We start from the raw sequence: 17,480 nt of genomic DNA, 5'->3' as shown, positions 1-17,480 counted from the left end.
TGGTTTGCGGACCGCTTGCGACGGTGCATCCGATGCCCTGTGCGCGGCCCGCGATCGACCTTCGTACTTCAATTCTCGAGACACCAGTAGGAGACACCGTGGCTGCCACGTGCGACGTCTGCGGCAAGGGACCCGGCTTCGGCCACAGCATTTCCCACTCACACCGTCGGACCAAGCGTCGCTGGAACCCCAACATCCAGCGCGTGCGGACCATGGTCGGCGAGGCCGGTAAGACCCCGAAGCGCATCAACGTGTGCACCTCCTGCCTCAAGGCCGGCAAGGTCACCCGCTGAACCCAGCGCAACTGCAGCTGAACCGGTCCTTCGGGGCCGGTTTTTCTGTGTCTATCGGCTGATCAGCCGCCGAGCCAGCGTCGTACGGCGGCGACCCGTTCCGATGTCCGCCCGTCCCCACAAGGGACCGCGCGGTGCCTTGCCGGTACGCCGCACCGCTGCATCTCGCTTGCAAGGGCCCACGCGGTGCCCCTCTGAGGCTCACCGTGGGAAGGCCGGCCGCGTGCGAGGGCGGAGTTTCGCGCAGCTCAGGCCCGGGCCAGCAGCCGCGCCTCCGCGTCGGGGCTCATCCCGGGCGCGGGCCGGTCCGGCCGCAGCGGCGGTTCGCCCACGTCGCGCAGCCACGCCCAGGTGTCCTCGACGGTCCGCGCGGCCGGACGGCAGCTCAACCCGGCGGCGTACGCCGCTGACACATCGGCCGCGTGCAGGCCGGCCAACTCCCCGGACGGCGGCAGCCAGATCGGCAGTTCCGTCCACGGCGAGACGCCGGCGGCCTCCACGTCCTCAGGGGTGACCCACACCAGGCCGGCCCGCGACCCGGTGACCTCGCGACACAGATCGAGCAGCTCGCCGATGGTCGTGTGACCCGGGCGGCTCACCGCGTTGAACGCACCGGTCACCCCGCGCGCGCTCGCGTCGAGCAGCCACACGGCGAGGTCACGGGCGTCGATGTACTGCAAGGGGCGATCCCGTGGGCCGGGGCACGGCACCGGTCCCCCGGCGGCCATCCGGCGCAGCCACCACGGCAGTCGCCCGACGTCCTCGCGCGGCCCGAGGATCAGCCCGGCGCGCGCGATCAGCGCCGGGCCGTCGAAGTCGCGCTGCACCGCGAACTCACCGCCCCGCTTGGCTGCGGCGTAGTCGCCTGAATCGGCGCCGTCCGGGTCCGCGTCGACGACCGGCGCACTCTCGTCGGCGTCCACCGGGATGGGCCATGCGTACACGGAGCGCGAGGAGACGTACGCGTAGTGCCCCGCTCGCCCGGACAGAAGCCGTGCGCTGTCCCGGACCACACGCGGCGACCCCGACCAGGTGTCGACGACGAGGTCCCAGCTGTCGTCACCCAGGGCGGCGGCAAGCGCGGCCGGGTCGGTGCGATCCGCGTGGCGGGCCGTCACTCCGGGCGGCGGCGACCCGCTCTCGCCCCGGGTCAGGGTCGTGACGTCGTGACCTCGGGCCAGGGCGGCCGCGACGACCGCATGACCGACGAAGTGGGTGCCGCCGAGGACGAGCGTGCGGGTCATCGCGCTGTTCCCGTCGACCGGCTCTGCAACCAGCTCAGAACGTCGGGCGTGACCGGATCGGCGATGTCGGCGTACTGATCGCGGTGCTTGTCCAGGTATGCCGCCACGAGCGGGCAGACCGCCACCACCCGTCTGCCGCTCGTCCTGATGTGCTCGAGAAGTTGCGCCACCAGCATCGTGCCGAGGCCACGTCCGCCGTACTCCTGCGCCACCTCCGTGTGGAAGACGACCCGCTGACCGCCGCGATCGGCGTACGCGCTGAATCCCGCGAGTGTGCCGTCGTCGAAGACCTCGTAGCGGTGTTGCTCGGGGTGGTCCGAGACGGTGACAGTGGGCATCGGGCCCGCCTCTGGTGCGGGGTTACGGCGGGGTCGCAGCACCGCGTTGGGCAGCCGTGGCGCCGCCAGGTGCTGGATCTCGCCGGTGTAGCCCTGGACCTGGCCGAAGCGCAGCGAGCCGGTCTCCCACTGCTCCCGGTAGCGGACGATCTCCTCATGGGTGCGGCCGACGAAGTTCCACCACATCAGGACCTCCTCGCCGAACGGTGTGCCGCCCAGCAGGATCAGGCGCGCGGGTCCGTCACCGGTGTTGGTCACGACGATCGTGTCGGCGCCGGTGCCCACATAGGCGAGTTGCGCTCGCAGGACTCGGGTTTCCCCGACCAGTACTTCGCCGGTGTCGATGAGCAGGCCGTGCTCGAAGTCGGTCCGGACGCGGATGTCGAGGTGCGCACCCGGGCCCAGGGTGAGTTCGGCGCCCAGCAGCGGTGTGAAGGTGTGCACGGGCGACCGGCTGCCGAGCAGGTCGCCCAGAAAGACCCGTGCACGGGCACCCGGCAGGCGCACCTCGGGCGGCACGTAGTGCTCGAACGCGGGGTCGGTGTCGCGGTCGGCGTCGGGCAGCGCCACCCACAACTGCACCCCCTCCAGGATGGTGGTCCTGGCTGTCGACACCTCGGTGTGTGCGATGCCGACGCCGGCGGTCATCAGGTTCAGCTCGCCCGGACGCACCATCGCGTGCGACCCGAGGGTGTCCCGATGCTCGACCTCGCCGCTGAAGAGCCAACTCACCGTCTGCAGACCGGTGTGCGGATGCGGCGGCACGTCCATCCCGCCGGTCGTCGAGACGTCGTCCGGGCCGTAGTGGTCGGCGAAGCACCAGGCCCCGATGAGCGAGCGCTGCCGCTGGGGCAACGTACGGCGCACCGTCATGGCCCGCGGGCCGCCGAGCGGCACCTCTCGCGACTGCAGGATCTCCACCGCGAGGCGGCCGTCGACAGCAGCAGTAGCCGGCTCCGCGTGGCAGTCGACCTCTTGCGGCCGCTCGTCGGTGTTGCTCATCGCTCGCAGATTACGCCGGGCTTGGTCGCTCGCCGCCCGCGGCTAGGTGACCGAACGGCCGGCGAAGGCCGCGAGCGTGCCGTAGGTGTCGGCGTCCTGCGGTGCCGGTTTCTCCGGCCCGAACACCTCACCGCGGGAGTCGTCGGTCAGATTGCCCCGCATGAACTCCAGACCGGATTCGGCCACTGCCGGGTCGAGATCGGATGTCGACCGGCCGAGCGCGGTCGCGAGATCCCAGGTGTGCACGGCGTACTCGCCGCTCGCCATTCCGACCGGTGCCGGGGTGCCTTCGCTCCAGGCGTCGCGCAGCTCGTCGGCCGCGGAGTCGAAGGCCGCGACCCTGTCCGGTCCGGACTCGGGCTTCGCCGACCAGTCGACCTCCTCGCCGCGCGCCATCGCGGCGAATCGCGCGGTGTTGCCGGTCACGTGGTCGACGAGCTCGCCGACCGACCAGTCCTCGCACGGTGTCTGTGCCTGCCAGTCGTCGACGGAGCCGACCAGCTCCGCGAACTGAGTGAGGGCGGTGTCGATCAACGGCTCGGTGCCAGCGTGTCCACTCATGCCCCGGCACGCTACTCGCGGGGCCGGACAGCCGCTCACGAACGGCGAGACGGTTGTCGGTGGCGGGTGGTTGTATGGGTACATGAGTTCGACACCGGGTCTGGTCGCTGTCGGTGACAGCGCGGGCAGCCCTGTGCCTGCTGCACTTTCGGCAACGGACCCGTTGGACGAGGTCGGGGTGATCTGCGGTCGGTTGAACGCCGCACACGCCGACCTGATCGACCTGGTCACCGACCTGGTGCGCGAGGAGTCGTGGGCGATCGGCGGGATCCGCTCCCCCGAACACTGGTTGACCTGCTTCGCCGGAGTATCCCCCGCCACCGCCCGCGACCTGGTCCGCATCGCCACCCGGTCCGTCGAGCTGCCCGCCCTGTGCCGGGAGGTGCACGCCGGGCGGCTCTCGCTGGGTCAGGCCGCCGTGGTCGCCGCGCACACCCCGACCGGGTACGACCAGGCCGTCGTGGACCTGGCGGTGCACGCCACCGTGCCCCAACTACGCCGTGCCCTGGTCAAATACGACTTCGCCACCCCCACCGACGAGGCGGACACCCCGCCGGCCCCACCAGACCCGTTCTCCGTCGCGGCGCAACCGGCGGAACTATCGATGTGGTGCGACCACGACCGGTTCCACCTGACCTACTCCGTACCCGCCGACATCGGAGCCCTGGTCCAACAAGCCCTCGCAGAGGCCAAAGACACCCTCTTCCTCGCCACCACCAACACGAAAGACGACGGGCGGCGGGTGCGGATGGCCGACGCCATGGCCCAAATCGCCTCCCGCTCCCTGGACGCAGGGACCGTCACCACCGCCGGGCGGGCCGAGAAGTTCCGGATCTACCTGCACCTGGACACCACCGGCCAAGGCTGGCTGACCACACGCGGCGCCCTACCACCGCACCTCCTGAGGAAGTGGACCTGCGACGGGGTGCTCCAACCCGTCTGGGAAACCGGCGGCACCCCCGTCAACGTCGGACGCGCCCACCGCATCGTCCCGCGCCGCACCCGACGCCTGGTCGAAGACCGCGACCGCGGCTGCGCCTACCCCGGCTGCCTGGCGATCCACCACCTGGAATGCCACCACATCGTCCACTGGGCCGACGGCGGACCCACCAACATGGCCAACCTGATCAGCCTGTGCCCCCACCACCACGACCGACACCACACCGGCGACTTCACCATCCACCCCGCGCCCGACAGACCCGGACGGTTCCGATTCGCCACCCGCCACGGGCACCCCATCGAACCCACCGTCGCCACCCCACCCGACAGCCCCGAACCCACGGCAGCACCGCGCTACCCCGGACCCACCAACGAGATCCTGCACCTGGACCAGGTCAGATTTCACCGTCGAAGCAGCGGTCCGCCCGGATGAGACTCATCCATGGAAGTGGTCCCACCCGCCCGGTTCCTGGGCAGCGCCGTCCATCGTGACCCCTGTGCCGGTCGTGACCGCCCCGATCGCTCGCCAGCCGTTCGGCAGCGTGACGTCCGCCGCGAAGGTCGCCAGCAGCGTGTGCTCCTCGCCCCCGCGAAGCACGCAGTCCCAGGCGGCGTCCCCCACCTCGGGGGCGAGCGCGTCGACATACGGCTGCAGGTCGTCGGCCCGCAGCTCCAGCCGCACGCCGCTCGCCCCGGCGATACGGCCGGCGTCCCGCAGCAGTCCGTCACTAATGTCGAGCATGCTCGAAGCACCCGCATTCCGAGCCGCGGGACCCTGGGCGTAGGTCGGCGTGGGGCGCCGGTGGTAGTCGACCAGCGGGCCACGAGCCGCGGCGTCGCGGCGCAGCAGGAAGAGGCCCGCCCCCGACCTTCCGAGCGCCTCGCTCACGGCAACGACGTCACCGACCCGTGCGCCACTTCGCAGCACCGGCGGCCCGGACACCTCGCCGACCGCGGTGATCGACACCATCCGCACCCCCGCCGGAGCCGAGGACAGGTCGCCGCCCAGGACTGCGATCCCCTCTGCCGAGCACGCGTCTGCGATCGCGTAGGAGAGGTCGCGAGCCCACCGCACGGGTGTCTGCGGGTCGGCGACCAGGGTGACCACGACGCCGGTCGTGACCCCGCCCATCGAGGCGATGTCGGCGACGTTCTGTGCGACGCACTTCGCGCCCACGTCCGCGGCGCTGGACCACTCGTCCAGCCAGTCACGACCCAGCACCATGGCGTCCGTGGTGACGAGCACCCGGCCGGACGGCACCGCGAGATACGCCGTGTCGTCGCCCGGTCCGACCAGCACTCCGGCGGGCGGGGCACCGGGGGGCAGCACCTCGACGAGGATCTGCGCCTCGTCCAGATCGGCGAGCACCGCGGCGCCGTCGCCCTCGTCCGCCGGTCGTCCCCGTCGCCCCGTCATGGTGACCGCACGGTAGCGTCTGCCCCGGACCGACGCCGCCGTCGGCTCCCGCCCACGCCGGGCGTCAACGATCCGACGGAGGCACGCATGGTTCAGGCCTACATCCTCATCCAGGCCGACATGGGCAAGGCCAAGACCGTTGCGGCCACCTGCGCGCAGCTGTCCGGCGTTCTGGCCGCAGAGGACGTCACCGGCCCGTACGACGTGATCGTGCGCGCCGAGGCCCCCAGCGTCGACGAACTGGGCAAGCTGGTCGTCTCCAAGATCCAGGACGTCGACGGCATCACCCGCACGGTCACGTGCACCGTCGTCCGCTGACCGCAGCCCTGCTGGCGCTGGCCGCTGGGGCCGCGCTGACGGCCTGCGGAGGCTCGACCACCGTCGATGCCAGCGCAGCTGCGCTGGCCGCCTCCGCAGACTGCACCCGCGCGTCGGCGCACTGGCCCACGACCGTGGCGGGGCAGAAGTCCCGACCCACCTCGGCGAAGTCCGCGACGGTGCGCGCCTGGGGTGACCCGGCGATCATCGCCCGGTGCGGAGTGAGCAGCCCCGGACCGACGACCGACCCGTGCACCACGATCGACGGAATCGACTGGGTAGCCCACCAACTCAAAGACGGCTACCGCTTCGTCACCTTCGGACGCTCACCGGCGATCGAGGTCCTGATTCCCACGAAGTACGGGGGCCTGGATCTCGTGGAGTTCACGGCCGCAGCCAAGGCGATCCCGCAGACCAGTCATGTCTGCTCAGCGGCGCCGCCGAGCACCTCGAGCGGCTGACGGCTCAGCGCAGCCCGACCCGCCGGTCGAGGGCGAGCTCCAACAGCTCGCTGATCAGGCTCGGATAGTCCAGCCCGGCCTGCGCCCACACCACCGGGAACATCGACTGCGGCGTGAATCCCGGCATCGTGTTGATCTCGTTGAGCACCAGGCTTCCGTCCGGGCGGTACCACCAGTCCACCCGCGCGAGCCCCTCGCACCCGGCGGCCTCGAACGCCTTGACCGACAGCTCCCGGATCTCATCGCGTACGGCGTCCGGCAGGTTCGCGGGACAGGTCAACCGGGCCGAGCCATCCAGATACTTGGCCTCGAAGTCGTAGAACTCGTGGCGCCCGTCGGCGACCTCGATCTCACCGACCTGCGAGGCCCGCGGCGCATCGGACCCGCGGCCCTCGAGCACTCCGCACTCCACCTCGCGTCCCTCGACGGCGGCCTCGACGAGCACCTTCGGGTCGTGCAACCGGGCACTCTCGATGGCGGCCCGCAGATCTGCCGGGTCATCCACGCGTACGACGCCCATGCTCGACCCGGCGCGGGCGGGCTTGACGAACACCGGCCTGCCCAGGGCGCCGGCGGCATCCAGGCAGGCGGCGCTGTCACGTCGCCAGGCCTTGTCGGTGATCACGGTGTAGGGGCCGATCGGCAGACCGTTGCCCGCGAAGACCACCTTCATGAGGGCCTTGTCCATCATCACGGCGGACGCGGACACACCGCAGCCCACGTAGCGGACGTCGCTCAGCTCCAGCAGGCCCTGCAAGGTGCCGTCCTCGCCGAACGGTCCGTGCAGCAGCGGGAACACCACGTCGACCTCGCTGAGCTGGCGCGGCGGCGCGCCCGGCTCGAGCACCACCAGGGAGCGCTGGGTGGGATCGGTGGGCAGGGCGACCGCCTGGTCGCCGGACACCTCCGGTGAGCGACCGGCCGTCAGTTGCAGCGGCTCGGGGTCGTCGGCGACGAGCACCCAGCGCCCGTCCTTGCGGATCCCGATCGGCAGGACGTCATAGCGGCTGCGGTCGATGCTGCGCAGGACGCTCGCCGCGGTCGCACACGACACCTCGTGCTCGGACGATCGTCCCCCGAAGATGAGGGCGACGACGGGTTTGCGCGATTCCGGGCGCTGCGATGGCGAAAGACTCACCCGCGCACGGTAACCGGCCCGCCCTGCATGCGAGGTGCGCCGCACCGGCGTGCCACGCTGGCCCGATGGCTTCCGAACCCAGTGATCTCGCCGCCGCCACCCGCCTCGTCGGCCTCGGCCGCCCGCCGCGCACCCCCGGTGCGGTCATCAACCAGGGGGTGGAGCTGACCTCGACGTACGTCGCGGGCGGCGACGTGGTCTACGCCCGGTCCGGCAACCCGACATGGACGGCGTTCGAGGAGGTGCTCGGATCGCTGGAGGGCGGCCGAGCGCTCGCCTTCGCGAGCGGGATGGCCGCGGTCGCGGCGAGCCTGTCGCTGGTGCCGCACGGCAGCGTCGTGGTCGCTCCGGTCCACGCCTACAACGGCACCGGCTCACTGCTCGACGAGGCCTCGCAGCAGGGTCGCTTCGAGTTACGCCGGGTCGACAGCGCCGACACGGCGGCCGTCCTGGCGGCCATGCGCGGAGCACAGCTGGTCTGGCTCGAGTCGCCCACCAACCCGATGCTCGAGGTCGCCGACCTCCCGGAGCTGCTGGCCGGCGCGCGTGAGCAGGGCGCGATCAGCGTCGTCGACAACACCTTCGCCACTCCCCTGCTGCAACATCCGATCGCGCTCGGCGCCGACGTGGTGATGCACTCGGCGACCAAGTTCATCGCGGGCCACTCCGACGTGCTGCTCGGCGCGACCGTGACGGCGAACGAGGACCTGCAGGCGCGCCTCTTCGGACACCGCGTGCTGCACGGCGCCATCCCGGGACCGTTCGAGACCTGGCTCGCGCTACGCGGGCTGCGCACCCTGCAGGTGCGCCTGGACCGCTCGTGCGCGAGCGCCGCCGAGCTCGCCCGGCGGCTCGGGGACCATCCCGCCGTCGGACGGGTGCGCTACCCCGGCTTCGGCGCGATCGTCAGCATCGAGGTCACCGGTGGCGCCGCGGCGGCGAGCCTCGTCGAGGACGCCGTCCGGATCTGGCTGCCGGCCACGAGTCTCGGCGGGGTGGAGTCGCTCATCGAACGTCGTCGCCGGATCCCCACCGAGCCGGTGACGGTGCCTCAGGAGCTGTTGCGGCTCTCGGTGGGACTGGAGGACGTCGAGGACCTGTGGCGCGACCTGGACGCCGCCCTGCGCGCCTGACGCGCGTCGCTAGGCCTTCTCGTCCTTGCGGGAGCGGGACATCAGGGACTCCACGACCTCGCCCGGCGTCCGCCCCTCGTGCACGACGGCGGCGACGTTCTCCACGATCGGCACGTCGACCTCGACCGAGCGCGCCAGCTCCAGGATCGAACGGCAGGACTTGACGCCTTCGGCGGTCTGGCGGGTGTGCGCCACGACCTCCTCCAGGCTCTTGCCGGAGCCCAGCTCGAAGCCGAACGTCCGGTTGCGCGACTTCGGCGAGGTGCAGGTGGCGACCAGATCGCCCACGCCCGCGAGCCCGAGGAACGTCGCAGGGTCGGCGGTGAGCGCGGTGCCGAGGCGGGCGGTCTCGGCCAGGCCGCGGGTGAGCAGGCTGGCCATGGTGTTCTCACCCATGCCCATCCCGCTCGCCATCCCGACCGCGAGCGCCACGACGTTCTTGGTCGCCCCGGCGAGCTCGGTGCCCACCACGTCCTTGCCCAGGTAGGGGCGGAAGTAGCGGCTCGCGCACGCCTCGGCCACCCGGGCGCGCATCCGGGCGCTGGTGGAGGCAACGAGCGCGGCCGCGGGCTGCTTGGCGGCGATCTCGAGCGCCAGGTTGGGCCCGGACACCACCACGACGCGGTCGGAGTCGACCCCGCCGGCCTCGCAGATCACCTCGCTCATCCGCATGGTCGTGCCGAGTTCGATGCCCTTCATCAGCGATACGACCGCGGCGTCGCCCGGGATCGCACTGCGCCAGTCCGCGAGGTTGTCGCGCAGGCTCTGCGCGGGGACGGCGATGGCGACGATCTCGGCGCCTTGCATCGCCTCGTGCGCGTCGTCGGTCACCCGGATGCGCTCGGACAGCTTCAGATCGGGCAGGTACGCCGCGTTGACGCGGGTCTCGCGGATCTCCTGCGCCACCTCGGCGCGGCGGGCCCACATGGTGACGTCGTTGCCCGCGTCGGCGAGGACGGCCGAGAACGCCGTACCCCAGCTGCCGCTGCCCAGCACCGTGACCCGACTCATCGCTGACCGCCTCCCCGCACGTTGTCGCGTGGATCGTAGCGATCGCTCGGCACCGGCAGGCCGCGCGCGAGTGAGACCTGCGCGGCGATCGCGTCCATCAGGCGATCGGTCGCCGTCGCGAGCACCTCGCGGTCGACGGGTTCGTCCGCGAGGTCGGCCAGCTGCACCGGCGGTCCGGCGTAGACCTGCACGCGCTTCGGTGGCACCAGGTGCGGCACCTTGTCGTGGTAGGCGCGCATCAGCTGCTGGGTGCCCCAGATCCCGACGGGCACCAGCGGCAGCCCGGTCTCCAGCGCCAGCCGGGCCGCGCCGGTCTTCCCTGTCATCGGCCACATCTGGGGGTCCTTGGTGATGGTGCCCTCGGGCAGCACGCACACGCAGGCACCGTCGCGCAGCGCGACGAGCGCCGCGGCGTACGCGTCGATCGCGCGGCTCGTCTCGCGGTAGACCGGGATCTGGCCGGTGTTCGACATGATCCGGCCGAGCGCCGGGGTCGTGAAGAGGGCGTTCTTGGCGAGGAAGCGCGGCGCGCGGCCCTGGTCCACCAGGAAGTGACCGAGGATGATCGGGTCGACGTACGACACGTGGTTGGGAGCCACGACGAACCCTCCGCTCGCCGGGATGTTGTCCATCCCGCGCCAGTCGGTCTTCGTCACCCCCCGCAGCACGGGCCGCAGGGTGCGCACGATTCCCCGGTAGAGCAGGCTGATGTCGTCGCTCGGGCGTGGATGCCGCACGGTTCTCCTTGTCGTCGCTGGGGTCATTATCCGGGTCGGTCACATCGCACCCCTGCCCGACGCGCGGTCGCACCCGGTCTGACACGATTCGCCGATGACCGCAGCAGGGAGTTCCGCCTGGCGGATGGTCGTGCCCGTCAAGGAGCGCTCCGCAGCCAAGAGCAGGCTGCGCGCGCCCGACGGGGTCGCGCGCGACGAGCTCGCGGCGGCGTTCGCCCTGGACACGCTCACCGCCGTCTACGACGTGGTGCGGGCCGACCGGGTGTTCGTGGTCACCGACGACGACGAGGTCGCAGGGTTCGTCCGGGCACGCGACGGCGTCGTCGTCCCCGACCCGGGCCGCGGACTCAACCCGGCCATCGCCGCGGGCCTCGCCGCCGCCACCCCCGACGGCCTGGCACCCACTCAGATCTGCGCGCCGGGAGCGGTCCTACTGGGCGATCTGCCGGCGCTGACCCCGGACGAGCTGTACGCCGGGCTGCGAGCCTGCGCGGTCTCGGAGTCCAGCGTGGTCCCGGACCGGGACGGGACGGGCACCGTGCTGCTGACCCACCACGACCTGCGCCGGATCGTGCCGCGCTTCGGCACGGGCTCGGCCGCCCGGCATGCTCGGGTGGCGCGGAGGCTGACGCCGGATCTGCCACGGCTTCGCACCGACGTGGACACCGACACCGCGCTCGCACAGGCGGTCTCGCTGGGCGTCGGCGCGCACACGGCACGCGTACTCGGCGTCTGCGTGTCAGTAGTCTGAGCCGCGTGCAGGCCAGCGTCCACACCTTCGACTTCGACACCGCGCGCGGTTCGGTGATCACCGACAACGGCCGGGTGCTGCCGTTCGACGAGCGCGTATTCGCCGCCTCACGGCTGCGCCACCTGCGCCCGGGTCAGCGGGTGAGCATCGAGGTCGGCGCCGGTGAGATCACCCGGCTGTGGATCGTCGGGATCGGCCCCGGCCAACGCATCGGCTGACCGGGGTCGCCCCTCGAGGAGCGCGACTCAGGCTCAGCGCTTGGCGGTCCGCTTGGTCGTCGTCGTCTTCTTGGCGGCGGTGCTCGTCTTCTTGGCGGGCGTGGCCTTCTTCGCGGCGGTGGACTTCGCGGCCGTCTTCGTGGCGCTCGCCTTGGTCGTGCTCGCCTTCGCCGTGCTCTTCTTGGCCGTGGACTTCTTCGCGGCGGTCTTGGTCGCCGTCCCGGCGGTGCCCGCGGCGGCCCGTCCGCCGGCGTTCCCGGTCTTCGGGATCGACTTCGGGTCGGCGACACCGGTCTTGAACGCCGCGCCCGGCTTGAACTTGGGCACCGACGTGCGCTTGATGCGCACCGTCTCTCCCGTACGCGGGTTGCGACCGGTGCGCGCGGCGCGGCTGATCTTCTCGAACGTGCCGAAGCCGGTGATGCCGACCTTCCGGCCCGCAGCGACCTCACGGATGATGATGTCGAAGACGCCCTCCACGGCATCGCTGGCGGCCCTCTTGCTGCCCAGCCGGGTCTCCAGGCTCGAAACGAGCTCAGCTTTGTTCACGTCTGCCCCTCCAGGGAATCCGCCCGGCTGATCACCGATCCGGGCACGGCGGCCGGACGTCGTCGTACGACCACCTCTGACGGTAGGACTGCGCGAGCCGTCGGGCAAGCGTTTCTGGGTTCAATCCGCCCGATTCGCAACGGGATTGGTGCAACGGCAGTCACGGCCACCGCTCGCGGGATTCGCCGGGCCCATGGCGTGAGCGGCCACTTGCACGCGAAAACACCTGCACCACAGCGCAATTCAGTCACGCGTCACGCAACAGCGATTTGCGACAGGGCAATCAACCGGCGGACTGGACCCGCGGCTTCCACGAAGGGCGCTGCCGCTCGAATTCGTCGACGGCGTCAGCGTGTCGCAACGTGAGGCTGATGTCGTCCAGCCCCTCGAGCAGACGCCAGCGGATGTAGTCGTCCACCTCGAAGCCGAAGACGTGCTCACGCACCGTCACCGTGCGTTCCTGCAGGTCGACCGTGATCTGCAGCCCGGGCTCGTTGTCGAGCAGCTTCCAGATCAGTTCGATGTCCTGCTGCTGCAGCTGGGCGGTCAGGAGACCCGACTTGCCGGAGTTGCCGCGGAAGATGTCCGCGAACCGTGAGGAGAGCACCACCCGGAACCCGTAGTCCATCAGCGCCCACACCGCGTGCTCGCGCGAGGACCCCGTGCCGAAGTCCGGCCCGGCCACGAGCACCGAGCCCTGCGCGTACACCGGGTTGTTGAGCACGAACGCGTCGTCGCCGCGCCAGGCGGAGAAGAGGCCGTCCTCGAAGCCGGTGCGTGTGACCCGCTTCAGGTAGACCGCGGGGATGATCTGGTCGGTGTCGACGTTGCTGCGGCGCAGCGGGACACCGATGCCGGTGTGTCGCACGAATGCATCCATGACGGAACCCTTCTCAGACGGAGGCGGTGGTCAGGTCGGCAGGGCTGGACAGCGTGCCGCGTACGGCGGTCGCGGCGGCCACCAGCGGGCTCACCAGATGGGTGCGCCCGCCCTTGCCCTGCCGGCCCTCGAAGTTGCGGTTCGAGGTGGAGGCCGCGCGCTCGCCGACGGTGAGCTGGTCGGGGTTCATGCCGAGGCACATCGAGCAGCCGGCGAGCCGCCACTCGGCGCCGGCGTCGACGAACACCTTGTCCAGTCCTTCGGATTCGGCCTGCAGGCGCACTCTCGCCGAACCGGGCACGACGAGCATCCGCACCCCGTCGGCGACTCGACGTCCCTTGATGACATCGGCGGCGGCGCGCAGATCCTCGATCCGGCCGTTGGTGCACGAGCCGAGGAAGACCGTCTGCACCTCGATGTCGCGTAGCGCGGTGCCGGGCGTGAGACCCATGTACTCCAGCGCCCGCTCGGCGGCCACGCGGTCGCCTTCGTCGGGGATCTGCTCGGGGTCCGGCACGGCGGCCGACAGCGGCAGCCCCTGCCCGGGGTTGGTGCCCCAGGTGACGAACGGTGCCAGTTCGTCCGCGTCCAGATCGACCACGGCGTCGAACGTGGCGTCGTAGTCGGTGACCAGCCCACGCCAGGCGGCGACGGCGTCGTCCCAGTCGGCGCCCTGCGGTGCGTAGTCGCGCCCCTGCAGGTAGTCGAAGGTGGTCTGATCGGGGGCGATCATGCCGGCGCGCGCGCCGGCCTCGATCGACATGTTGCAGATGGTCATCCGGGCTTCCATCGAGAGCGCGCGGATGGCCGACCCGCGGTACTCCAGGACGTAGCCCTGGCCACCGCCGGTGCCGATCTTGGCGATGACCGCCAGGATGATGTCCTTCGCGGTCACCCCGGGCCGCAGCGTGCCCTCGACGTTGATCGCCATCGTGCGGAACGGCTTCAGCGGCAACGTCTGGGTGGCGAGCACGTGCTCGACCTCGCTGGTGCCGATCCCGAACGCGAGCGCACCGAACGCCCCGTGCGTCGACGTGTGGCTGTCGCCGCACACGATCGTCATGCCCGGCTGGGTCAGGCCCAGCTGCGGGCCGATGATGTGCACGATCCCCTGCTCGGCGTCGCCCATCGGGAAGAGGCGTACCCCGAACTCCTCGCAGTTGCGCCGCAGCGTCTGCACCTGGGTGAGGCTGACCGGGTCCACGATGGGTCCGGGCGTGGTGGGGACGTTGTGGTCCTCGGTCGCGACGGTGAGGTCGGCACGCCGTACCCCTCGGCCCTCGAGCCGGAGGCCGTCGAAGGCCTGCGGGCTGGTCACCTCGTGCAGGAGGTGCAGATCGATGTAGAGCAGGTCCGGTTCGCCCTGCGCGCTGCGCACGACGTGCTGCTGCCATACCTTCTCGGCCAGGGTGTCTCCCACGGCGTCCTCCCTCGTTCGTACTGCTGCGATGTGAGCAGCGTCTCGCCACCTCTGGTGCGGCGAGCTTGCGTCTCGCTTGCTGAGACGCCAATATCAGTGCATGGACGACTCTAGCGGCGTCGGCGTTCTGGACAAGGCGGCGATCGTGCTCGCGGCCCTCGAGGCCGGGCCCTGCACCCTCGCGCAGCTCGTGGCACACACCGGGCTCGCCCGGCCTACGGCGCACCGCCTCGCGGTCGCGCTCGAACATCATCGGCTGGTCACCCGCGACCTGCAGGGCCGTTTCGTGCTCGGTCCGCGCCTCGGCGAGCTCGCCTCGGCGGCCGGCGAGGACCGGCTGCTGGCAGCCGCCGGCCCCGTGCTCGGTGCGCTCCGCGACCACACGAGCGAGAGCGCCCAGCTCTTCCGCCGCCAGGGCGACCAGCGCATCTGCGTCGCGGCCGCGGACCGGCCGGTCGGGCTGCGCGACTCCATCCCCGTGGGGTCGACGCTGTCCATGCACGCGGGCTCGGCCGCGCAGGTGCTGCTCGCCTGGGAGGAGCCGGACCGGTTGCACCGCGGCCTGCAGGGCGCGCGCTTCACGGCCACCATGCTGTCCGCCGTACGCCGGCGCGGCTGGTCCCAGAGCGTGGGCGAGCGCGAGCAGGGAGTGGCGTCGGTGTCCGCGCCGGTGCGCAGTCCCTCCGGACGCGTCATCGCGGCGGTGTCGATCTCCGGCCCCATCGAGCGGGTGTCCCGCCAGCCGGGGCGCCTGCACGCCGCCACGGTGGTGGCCGGTGCCAACAAGCTCACCGAGGTGCTCGCGCGGGCGCACGCCCAGCAGGGTGGCGCCCGGCGCACCGAGCAACCCGCCTGATCAGCGCGCGAGGGACGCGGCCAGCCGCTCCTTCGCGGTGCGCCCCTTGCGAGAGGCGGGCACGACGCCGGTGGCGCGCGCCAGCCCGTACGGCGGCATGTCGCCGTAGAGACTCTCGTGCGAGCCTGCCGGGACCGCGAACGTCTCGTGCCAGATACCGACCGCACCCTCCGCGGAGCGCGCCCGGGCGTAGTACGCCTTCCAGGCCGGGCGGTGCGCCATCGACTCCGCGCCCGCGTAGGCGTAGATGTCCGCCACGCTGCGCCAGTACTGCACGACCGTCGGACCGCGCACCCCGGCCTGCGTGCGCGCGTCGTAGAAGCCGAGCCACTCCTCCTGCCCGGCCTCGGCGCGCGCCTTGTTGGCGTAGAGCTCGGTGAGCATCCTCGGCATGGCCCTCACCACCGGGAGCCAGGCGTCCGGGCGGTGGATCTTGTTGATCCGCATGCCGATGAGGAAGACCGCGATATCGCCGTCGTGTTCGTGGGTGGTCAACTGAGGTGCCATACCTGCTCCTCGAGAGTTACTGGATAGTGCGACTCACCAATATTGGAGACTGGTACTATCCAATGTCAAGGAGGGTGGCATGAAGATCTCCGAACTCGCCCGACGGACCGACGTCCCGGTCCCGACGCTGAAGTTCTACCTGCGCGACGGTCTGCTGCATCCCGGGCAGCCGCTGAATCGCACCCAGGCCAGTTACGACGAGTCGCACGTCGAGCGCACGCGCCTCGTGAGGGCACTGACCGAGTCCGCGGGACTGGACCTGTCAGCGGTTCGGGCGGTCCTCGCGGTGTTGGAGCAGCGCCCCGCGGACTGGACGGAGTTCCTCGGCGAGGTGCAGCTCGCGTCGAACCCTCCCGGCGCATCGGACCAGCGCACCGACGACACGACCGATACCTGGATCCAGCAGGTGCAGGAGCTGCTGGCGGAACTCGGCTGGCAGGTCGACCCGCACAGCCCGCTCATCCCCCGCCTCGCCGCACAACTGCGGGCCGCGGACGGCAGCGGCGTACGACGACTGCCGGACACCTTGTCGCAATGGGCCGAGGCCGCACGGCTCGCCGCCCGGGCCGACCTGGCCACGGTGCCGAACGACCCGGTCGGCGCGCTGCGTCAGGTCGTCGTCGGCACGGCCCTCATCGATCCGGTGTTGGCGACCCTGCGCCGCCTGGCCCAGCAGCACGAGGCCGTCACATCGCTCGGCGCGGCGTCCACCTGAGGCCGTCGCCGCTCACTGCGCCCACGGAGGCGCCATGCTCGACCCGTCCGGCAGCGTCGCGTGGAGTCCGGCGGTCGTCGTGACCCACGCCGTGGCGCCGACCGGGCCGGTGTCGACGCGCAACGTCGAGCCGGCGGGCACGAGGGCCACCGAACCCGTTTGCAGCGTGGACGATTCGCCATCGAGAGTGACGATCAGCTGTCCGGCCAGCACCAGGATGACCTCCTCGTTGCTCGGCCGGTGGGCGACGCCGGTCAGACCCGGCGGCACGTCGAGCTTCCACGCGCACAGGTCGGCGCTGCCCGAGTCCGTGCGGACGAACGAGCTGAAGGTACTGCCGTGCACGCTGTGAACGTCTGCGTCGGCGGGGGTGAAGGTGGGCATCGGCGCTCCTCGGAGAGAAAAGACAAGTGAGTTGACTATCTGATCTCTCACCCAATTAGTCAAGCCACTTGTCTTCTATGCCATCCTCTGCTCATGACGACCACAGACTGGGAGATCGCCACAGCGACTCTGCGCATCACCACGCAGCTGGTGGACGGCATCCAGGAGGGGCTCGCAGCGCGGGGGTTCGACGACGTACGACCGGCGCACGGATTCGCGTTCGCGACCCTCTCGCGAACCCCCACGAACCAGGCCGGCATCGCCGCTGCTCTCAACATCTCCAAACAGGCGGCCGCGCAGCTCGTCGAGCACCTGGTGGGCGCCGGGTACGTGAGCCGGCATGCGGATCCGGCCGATGGACGCTCGCAGTTGCTGCGGCTGACAGCGCGCGGGCGCGCGTGCACGCGGGCGGCCGAGGAGTCCGCCGCGCAGGTGGTGGCGGGCTGGCGCGACGCTCTGTCGCCCGAGGCGTATGCCGGATTCGCGACTGCGGTTCGAGCGGTGGCCGAACCGGGAGGCCTGCGGCCCGCATGGTGACCGCGCGGTGACCCCGGACGGCAGAAGAGCGGCCCCCAGCATGCTGGGAACCGCTCTTCTCGCTACTTACG

Annotated in this window: 22 protein-coding genes; 10 read left to right on the top strand and 12 right to left on the bottom strand. The window is 71.2% G+C overall.

Annotation, left to right across the window (positions count from 1 at the left end; translation table 11 throughout):
* The first annotated feature begins 98 nt into the window (after positions 1-98).
* Positions 99-293: a 50S ribosomal protein L28 gene (rpmB, locus tag HNR15_RS05125; RefSeq protein WP_179479684.1), complete on the top strand. Its 195-nt coding sequence runs from the start codon at positions 99-101 to the stop codon at positions 291-293.
* A 248-nt stretch (positions 294-541) separates the two neighbouring features.
* Here rpmB and HNR15_RS05120 read toward each other — a convergent pair whose 3' ends face one another.
* Genes HNR15_RS05120 through HNR15_RS05110 form a run of 3 tightly spaced genes read right to left on the bottom strand, consistent with a single transcriptional unit; the run spans position 542 to position 3,438 of the window.
* Positions 542-1,537, bottom strand: coding sequence for an NAD-dependent epimerase/dehydratase family protein (locus tag HNR15_RS05120; RefSeq protein ID WP_179479682.1), 996 nt, complete (start codon positions 1,535-1,537; stop codon positions 542-544).
* Positions 1,534-2,877 carry a GNAT family N-acetyltransferase gene (locus HNR15_RS05115; RefSeq protein ID WP_179479680.1) on the bottom strand — a complete coding sequence of 448 codons (1,344 nt, stop codon included), beginning with the start codon at positions 2,875-2,877 and terminating at the stop codon, positions 1,534-1,536. The genes HNR15_RS05120 and HNR15_RS05115 overlap by 4 nt, the downstream gene beginning before the upstream one ends.
* 42 nt (positions 2,878-2,919) lie before the next feature.
* Entirely contained in the window at positions 2,920-3,438 is a 519-nt protein-coding gene (locus HNR15_RS05110) for a TIGR03086 family metal-binding protein (protein ID WP_179479678.1), read from the bottom strand.
* Positions 3,439-3,520: 82 nt separating this feature from the next.
* Here HNR15_RS05110 and HNR15_RS05105 point away from each other — a divergent pair, with 82 nt between their 5' ends.
* On the top strand, positions 3,521-4,810 hold the full coding sequence (locus HNR15_RS05105; protein ID WP_179479677.1) for an HNH endonuclease signature motif containing protein: 1,290 nt from the start codon (positions 3,521-3,523) through the stop codon (positions 4,808-4,810).
* Positions 4,811-4,813: 3 nt separating this feature from the next.
* Here HNR15_RS05105 and thiL read toward each other — a convergent pair whose 3' ends face one another.
* A complete protein-coding gene (gene thiL / locus HNR15_RS05100; RefSeq protein WP_179479676.1) occupies positions 4,814-5,794 on the bottom strand; it encodes a thiamine-phosphate kinase in 981 nt (326 codons plus the stop codon).
* 87 nt (positions 5,795-5,881) lie between these two features.
* Between thiL and HNR15_RS05095 the strand changes: the two genes are divergently transcribed.
* Both HNR15_RS05095 and HNR15_RS05090 read left to right on the top strand, forming a co-directional pair.
* The gene (locus HNR15_RS05095) at positions 5,882-6,112 is read left to right on the top strand and encodes an Lrp/AsnC family transcriptional regulator (protein WP_179479675.1); all 231 of its coding nucleotides are present in this window, start codon (positions 5,882-5,884) and stop codon (positions 6,110-6,112) included.
* Complete coding sequence (locus HNR15_RS05090; protein WP_179479674.1) at positions 6,094-6,573, top strand: DUF3515 family protein; 480 nt, start codon at positions 6,094-6,096, stop codon at positions 6,571-6,573. Before HNR15_RS05095 ends, HNR15_RS05090 begins: the two co-directional genes overlap by 19 nt.
* 4 nt (positions 6,574-6,577) lie before the next feature.
* On the opposite strand, the gene HNR15_RS05085 is transcribed toward HNR15_RS05090, so the two are convergent.
* Positions 6,578-7,711: a D-alanine--D-alanine ligase gene (locus HNR15_RS05085; RefSeq protein WP_179479673.1), complete on the bottom strand. Its 1,134-nt coding sequence runs from the start codon at positions 7,709-7,711 to the stop codon at positions 6,578-6,580.
* 65 nt (positions 7,712-7,776) lie between these two features.
* Between HNR15_RS05085 and HNR15_RS05080 the strand changes: the two genes are divergently transcribed.
* Positions 7,777-8,844, top strand: coding sequence for a trans-sulfuration enzyme family protein (locus HNR15_RS05080; protein WP_179479672.1), 1,068 nt, complete (start codon positions 7,777-7,779; stop codon positions 8,842-8,844).
* Between the two features lie 9 nt (positions 8,845-8,853).
* Here the strand turns inward: HNR15_RS05080 and HNR15_RS05075 are convergent, their stop codons facing one another.
* A complete protein-coding gene (locus HNR15_RS05075; protein WP_179479670.1) occupies positions 8,854-9,855 on the bottom strand; it encodes an NAD(P)H-dependent glycerol-3-phosphate dehydrogenase in 1,002 nt (333 codons plus the stop codon).
* Positions 9,852-10,592 (bottom strand): 1-acyl-sn-glycerol-3-phosphate acyltransferase, encoded by a 741-nt coding sequence (locus tag HNR15_RS05070; protein WP_179479668.1) that lies wholly within the window; start codon positions 10,590-10,592, stop codon positions 9,852-9,854. The genes HNR15_RS05075 and HNR15_RS05070 overlap by 4 nt, the downstream gene beginning before the upstream one ends.
* Before the next feature lie 94 nt (positions 10,593-10,686).
* On the opposite strand from HNR15_RS05070, the gene cofC reads away from it, so the two are divergent.
* Together cofC and HNR15_RS05060 are read left to right on the top strand one after the other, a co-directional pair.
* Positions 10,687-11,343, top strand: a complete 657-nt coding sequence (gene cofC, locus HNR15_RS05065; protein WP_179479666.1) for a 2-phospho-L-lactate guanylyltransferase — start codon at positions 10,687-10,689, stop codon at positions 11,341-11,343.
* A gap of 5 nt (positions 11,344-11,348) precedes the next feature.
* On the top strand, positions 11,349-11,561 hold the full coding sequence (locus HNR15_RS05060; RefSeq protein WP_179479664.1) for a hypothetical protein: 213 nt from the start codon (positions 11,349-11,351) through the stop codon (positions 11,559-11,561).
* A 33-nt stretch (positions 11,562-11,594) separates the two neighbouring features.
* Here HNR15_RS05060 and HNR15_RS05055 read toward each other — a convergent pair whose 3' ends face one another.
* The 3 genes from HNR15_RS05055 to leuC form a co-directional block, all read right to left on the bottom strand.
* On the bottom strand, positions 11,595-12,110 hold the full coding sequence (locus tag HNR15_RS05055; protein WP_179479662.1) for an HU family DNA-binding protein: 516 nt from the start codon (positions 12,108-12,110) through the stop codon (positions 11,595-11,597).
* A 283-nt stretch (positions 12,111-12,393) separates the two neighbouring features.
* Complete coding sequence (gene leuD / locus HNR15_RS05050; protein ID WP_179479660.1) at positions 12,394-12,990, bottom strand: 3-isopropylmalate dehydratase small subunit; 597 nt, start codon at positions 12,988-12,990, stop codon at positions 12,394-12,396.
* A gap of 13 nt (positions 12,991-13,003) precedes the next feature.
* Complete coding sequence (gene leuC / locus HNR15_RS05045) at positions 13,004-14,410, bottom strand: 3-isopropylmalate dehydratase large subunit (RefSeq protein ID WP_179479658.1); 1,407 nt, start codon at positions 14,408-14,410, stop codon at positions 13,004-13,006.
* A gap of 100 nt (positions 14,411-14,510) precedes the next feature.
* Here leuC and HNR15_RS05040 point away from each other — a divergent pair, with 100 nt between their 5' ends.
* Positions 14,511-15,266: an IclR family transcriptional regulator gene (locus HNR15_RS05040; protein WP_179479656.1), complete on the top strand. Its 756-nt coding sequence runs from the start codon at positions 14,511-14,513 to the stop codon at positions 15,264-15,266.
* On the opposite strand, the gene HNR15_RS05035 is transcribed toward HNR15_RS05040, so the two are convergent.
* Positions 15,267-15,773, bottom strand: a complete 507-nt coding sequence (locus HNR15_RS05035; protein ID WP_179479653.1) for a DUF4188 domain-containing protein — start codon at positions 15,771-15,773, stop codon at positions 15,267-15,269.
* A 79-nt stretch (positions 15,774-15,852) separates the two neighbouring features.
* On the opposite strand from HNR15_RS05035, the gene HNR15_RS05030 reads away from it, so the two are divergent.
* Positions 15,853-16,488: a MerR family transcriptional regulator gene (locus tag HNR15_RS05030; protein ID WP_179479651.1), complete on the top strand. Its 636-nt coding sequence runs from the start codon at positions 15,853-15,855 to the stop codon at positions 16,486-16,488.
* Positions 16,489-16,500: 12 nt separating this feature from the next.
* Here the strand turns inward: HNR15_RS05030 and HNR15_RS05025 are convergent, their stop codons facing one another.
* Positions 16,501-16,872 carry a cupin domain-containing protein gene (locus HNR15_RS05025; protein WP_179479649.1) on the bottom strand — a complete coding sequence of 124 codons (372 nt, stop codon included), beginning with the start codon at positions 16,870-16,872 and terminating at the stop codon, positions 16,501-16,503.
* Between the two features lie 93 nt (positions 16,873-16,965).
* Here HNR15_RS05025 and HNR15_RS05020 point away from each other — a divergent pair, with 93 nt between their 5' ends.
* The gene (locus HNR15_RS05020; RefSeq protein WP_179479647.1) at positions 16,966-17,409 is read left to right on the top strand and encodes a MarR family winged helix-turn-helix transcriptional regulator; all 444 of its coding nucleotides are present in this window, start codon (positions 16,966-16,968) and stop codon (positions 17,407-17,409) included.
* The last annotated feature ends 71 nt before the right edge of the window (positions 17,410-17,480 follow it).

Origin of the sequence: Allobranchiibius huperziae (assembly GCF_013410455.1) — a bacterium.
Classification (GTDB): domain Bacteria; phylum Actinomycetota; class Actinomycetes; order Actinomycetales; family Dermatophilaceae; genus Allobranchiibius; species Allobranchiibius huperziae.
This window is presented reverse-complemented; position numbering and strand designations above follow the sequence as displayed.

Bases quoted from the DNA above. Each gene is read 5' to 3' on its own strand.
- leuD (WP_179479660.1), bottom strand. From the start codon at position 12,990: ATGGATGCATTCGTGCGACACACCGGCATCGGTGTCCCGCTGCGCCGC.
- HNR15_RS05080 (WP_179479672.1), top strand. From the start codon at position 7,777: ATGGCTTCCGAACCCAGTGATCTCGCCGCCGCCACCCGCCTCGTCGGC.
- HNR15_RS05075 (WP_179479670.1), bottom strand. From the start codon at position 9,855: ATGAGTCGGGTCACGGTGCTGGGCAGCGGCAGCTGGGGTACGGCGTTC.
- HNR15_RS05020 (WP_179479647.1), top strand. From the start codon at position 16,966: ATGACGACCACAGACTGGGAGATCGCCACAGCGACTCTGCGCATCACC.
- thiL (WP_179479676.1), bottom strand. From the start codon at position 5,794: ATGACGGGGCGACGGGGACGACCGGCGGACGAGGGCGACGGCGCCGCG.
- HNR15_RS05120 (WP_179479682.1), bottom strand. From the start codon at position 1,537: ATGACCCGCACGCTCGTCCTCGGCGGCACCCACTTCGTCGGTCATGCG.
- HNR15_RS05035 (WP_179479653.1), bottom strand. From the start codon at position 15,773: ATGGCACCTCAGTTGACCACCCACGAACACGACGGCGATATCGCGGTC.
- HNR15_RS05040 (WP_179479656.1), top strand. From the start codon at position 14,511: ATGGACGACTCTAGCGGCGTCGGCGTTCTGGACAAGGCGGCGATCGTG.
- cofC (WP_179479666.1), top strand. From the start codon at position 10,687: ATGACCGCAGCAGGGAGTTCCGCCTGGCGGATGGTCGTGCCCGTCAAG.
- HNR15_RS05115 (WP_179479680.1), bottom strand. From the start codon at position 2,877: ATGAGCAACACCGACGAGCGGCCGCAAGAGGTCGACTGCCACGCGGAG.
- HNR15_RS05095 (WP_179479675.1), top strand. From the start codon at position 5,882: ATGGTTCAGGCCTACATCCTCATCCAGGCCGACATGGGCAAGGCCAAG.
- HNR15_RS05105 (WP_179479677.1), top strand. From the start codon at position 3,521: ATGAGTTCGACACCGGGTCTGGTCGCTGTCGGTGACAGCGCGGGCAGC.
- HNR15_RS05025 (WP_179479649.1), bottom strand. From the start codon at position 16,872: ATGCCCACCTTCACCCCCGCCGACGCAGACGTTCACAGCGTGCACGGC.
- HNR15_RS05030 (WP_179479651.1), top strand. From the start codon at position 15,853: ATGAAGATCTCCGAACTCGCCCGACGGACCGACGTCCCGGTCCCGACG.
- HNR15_RS05110 (WP_179479678.1), bottom strand. From the start codon at position 3,438: ATGAGTGGACACGCTGGCACCGAGCCGTTGATCGACACCGCCCTCACT.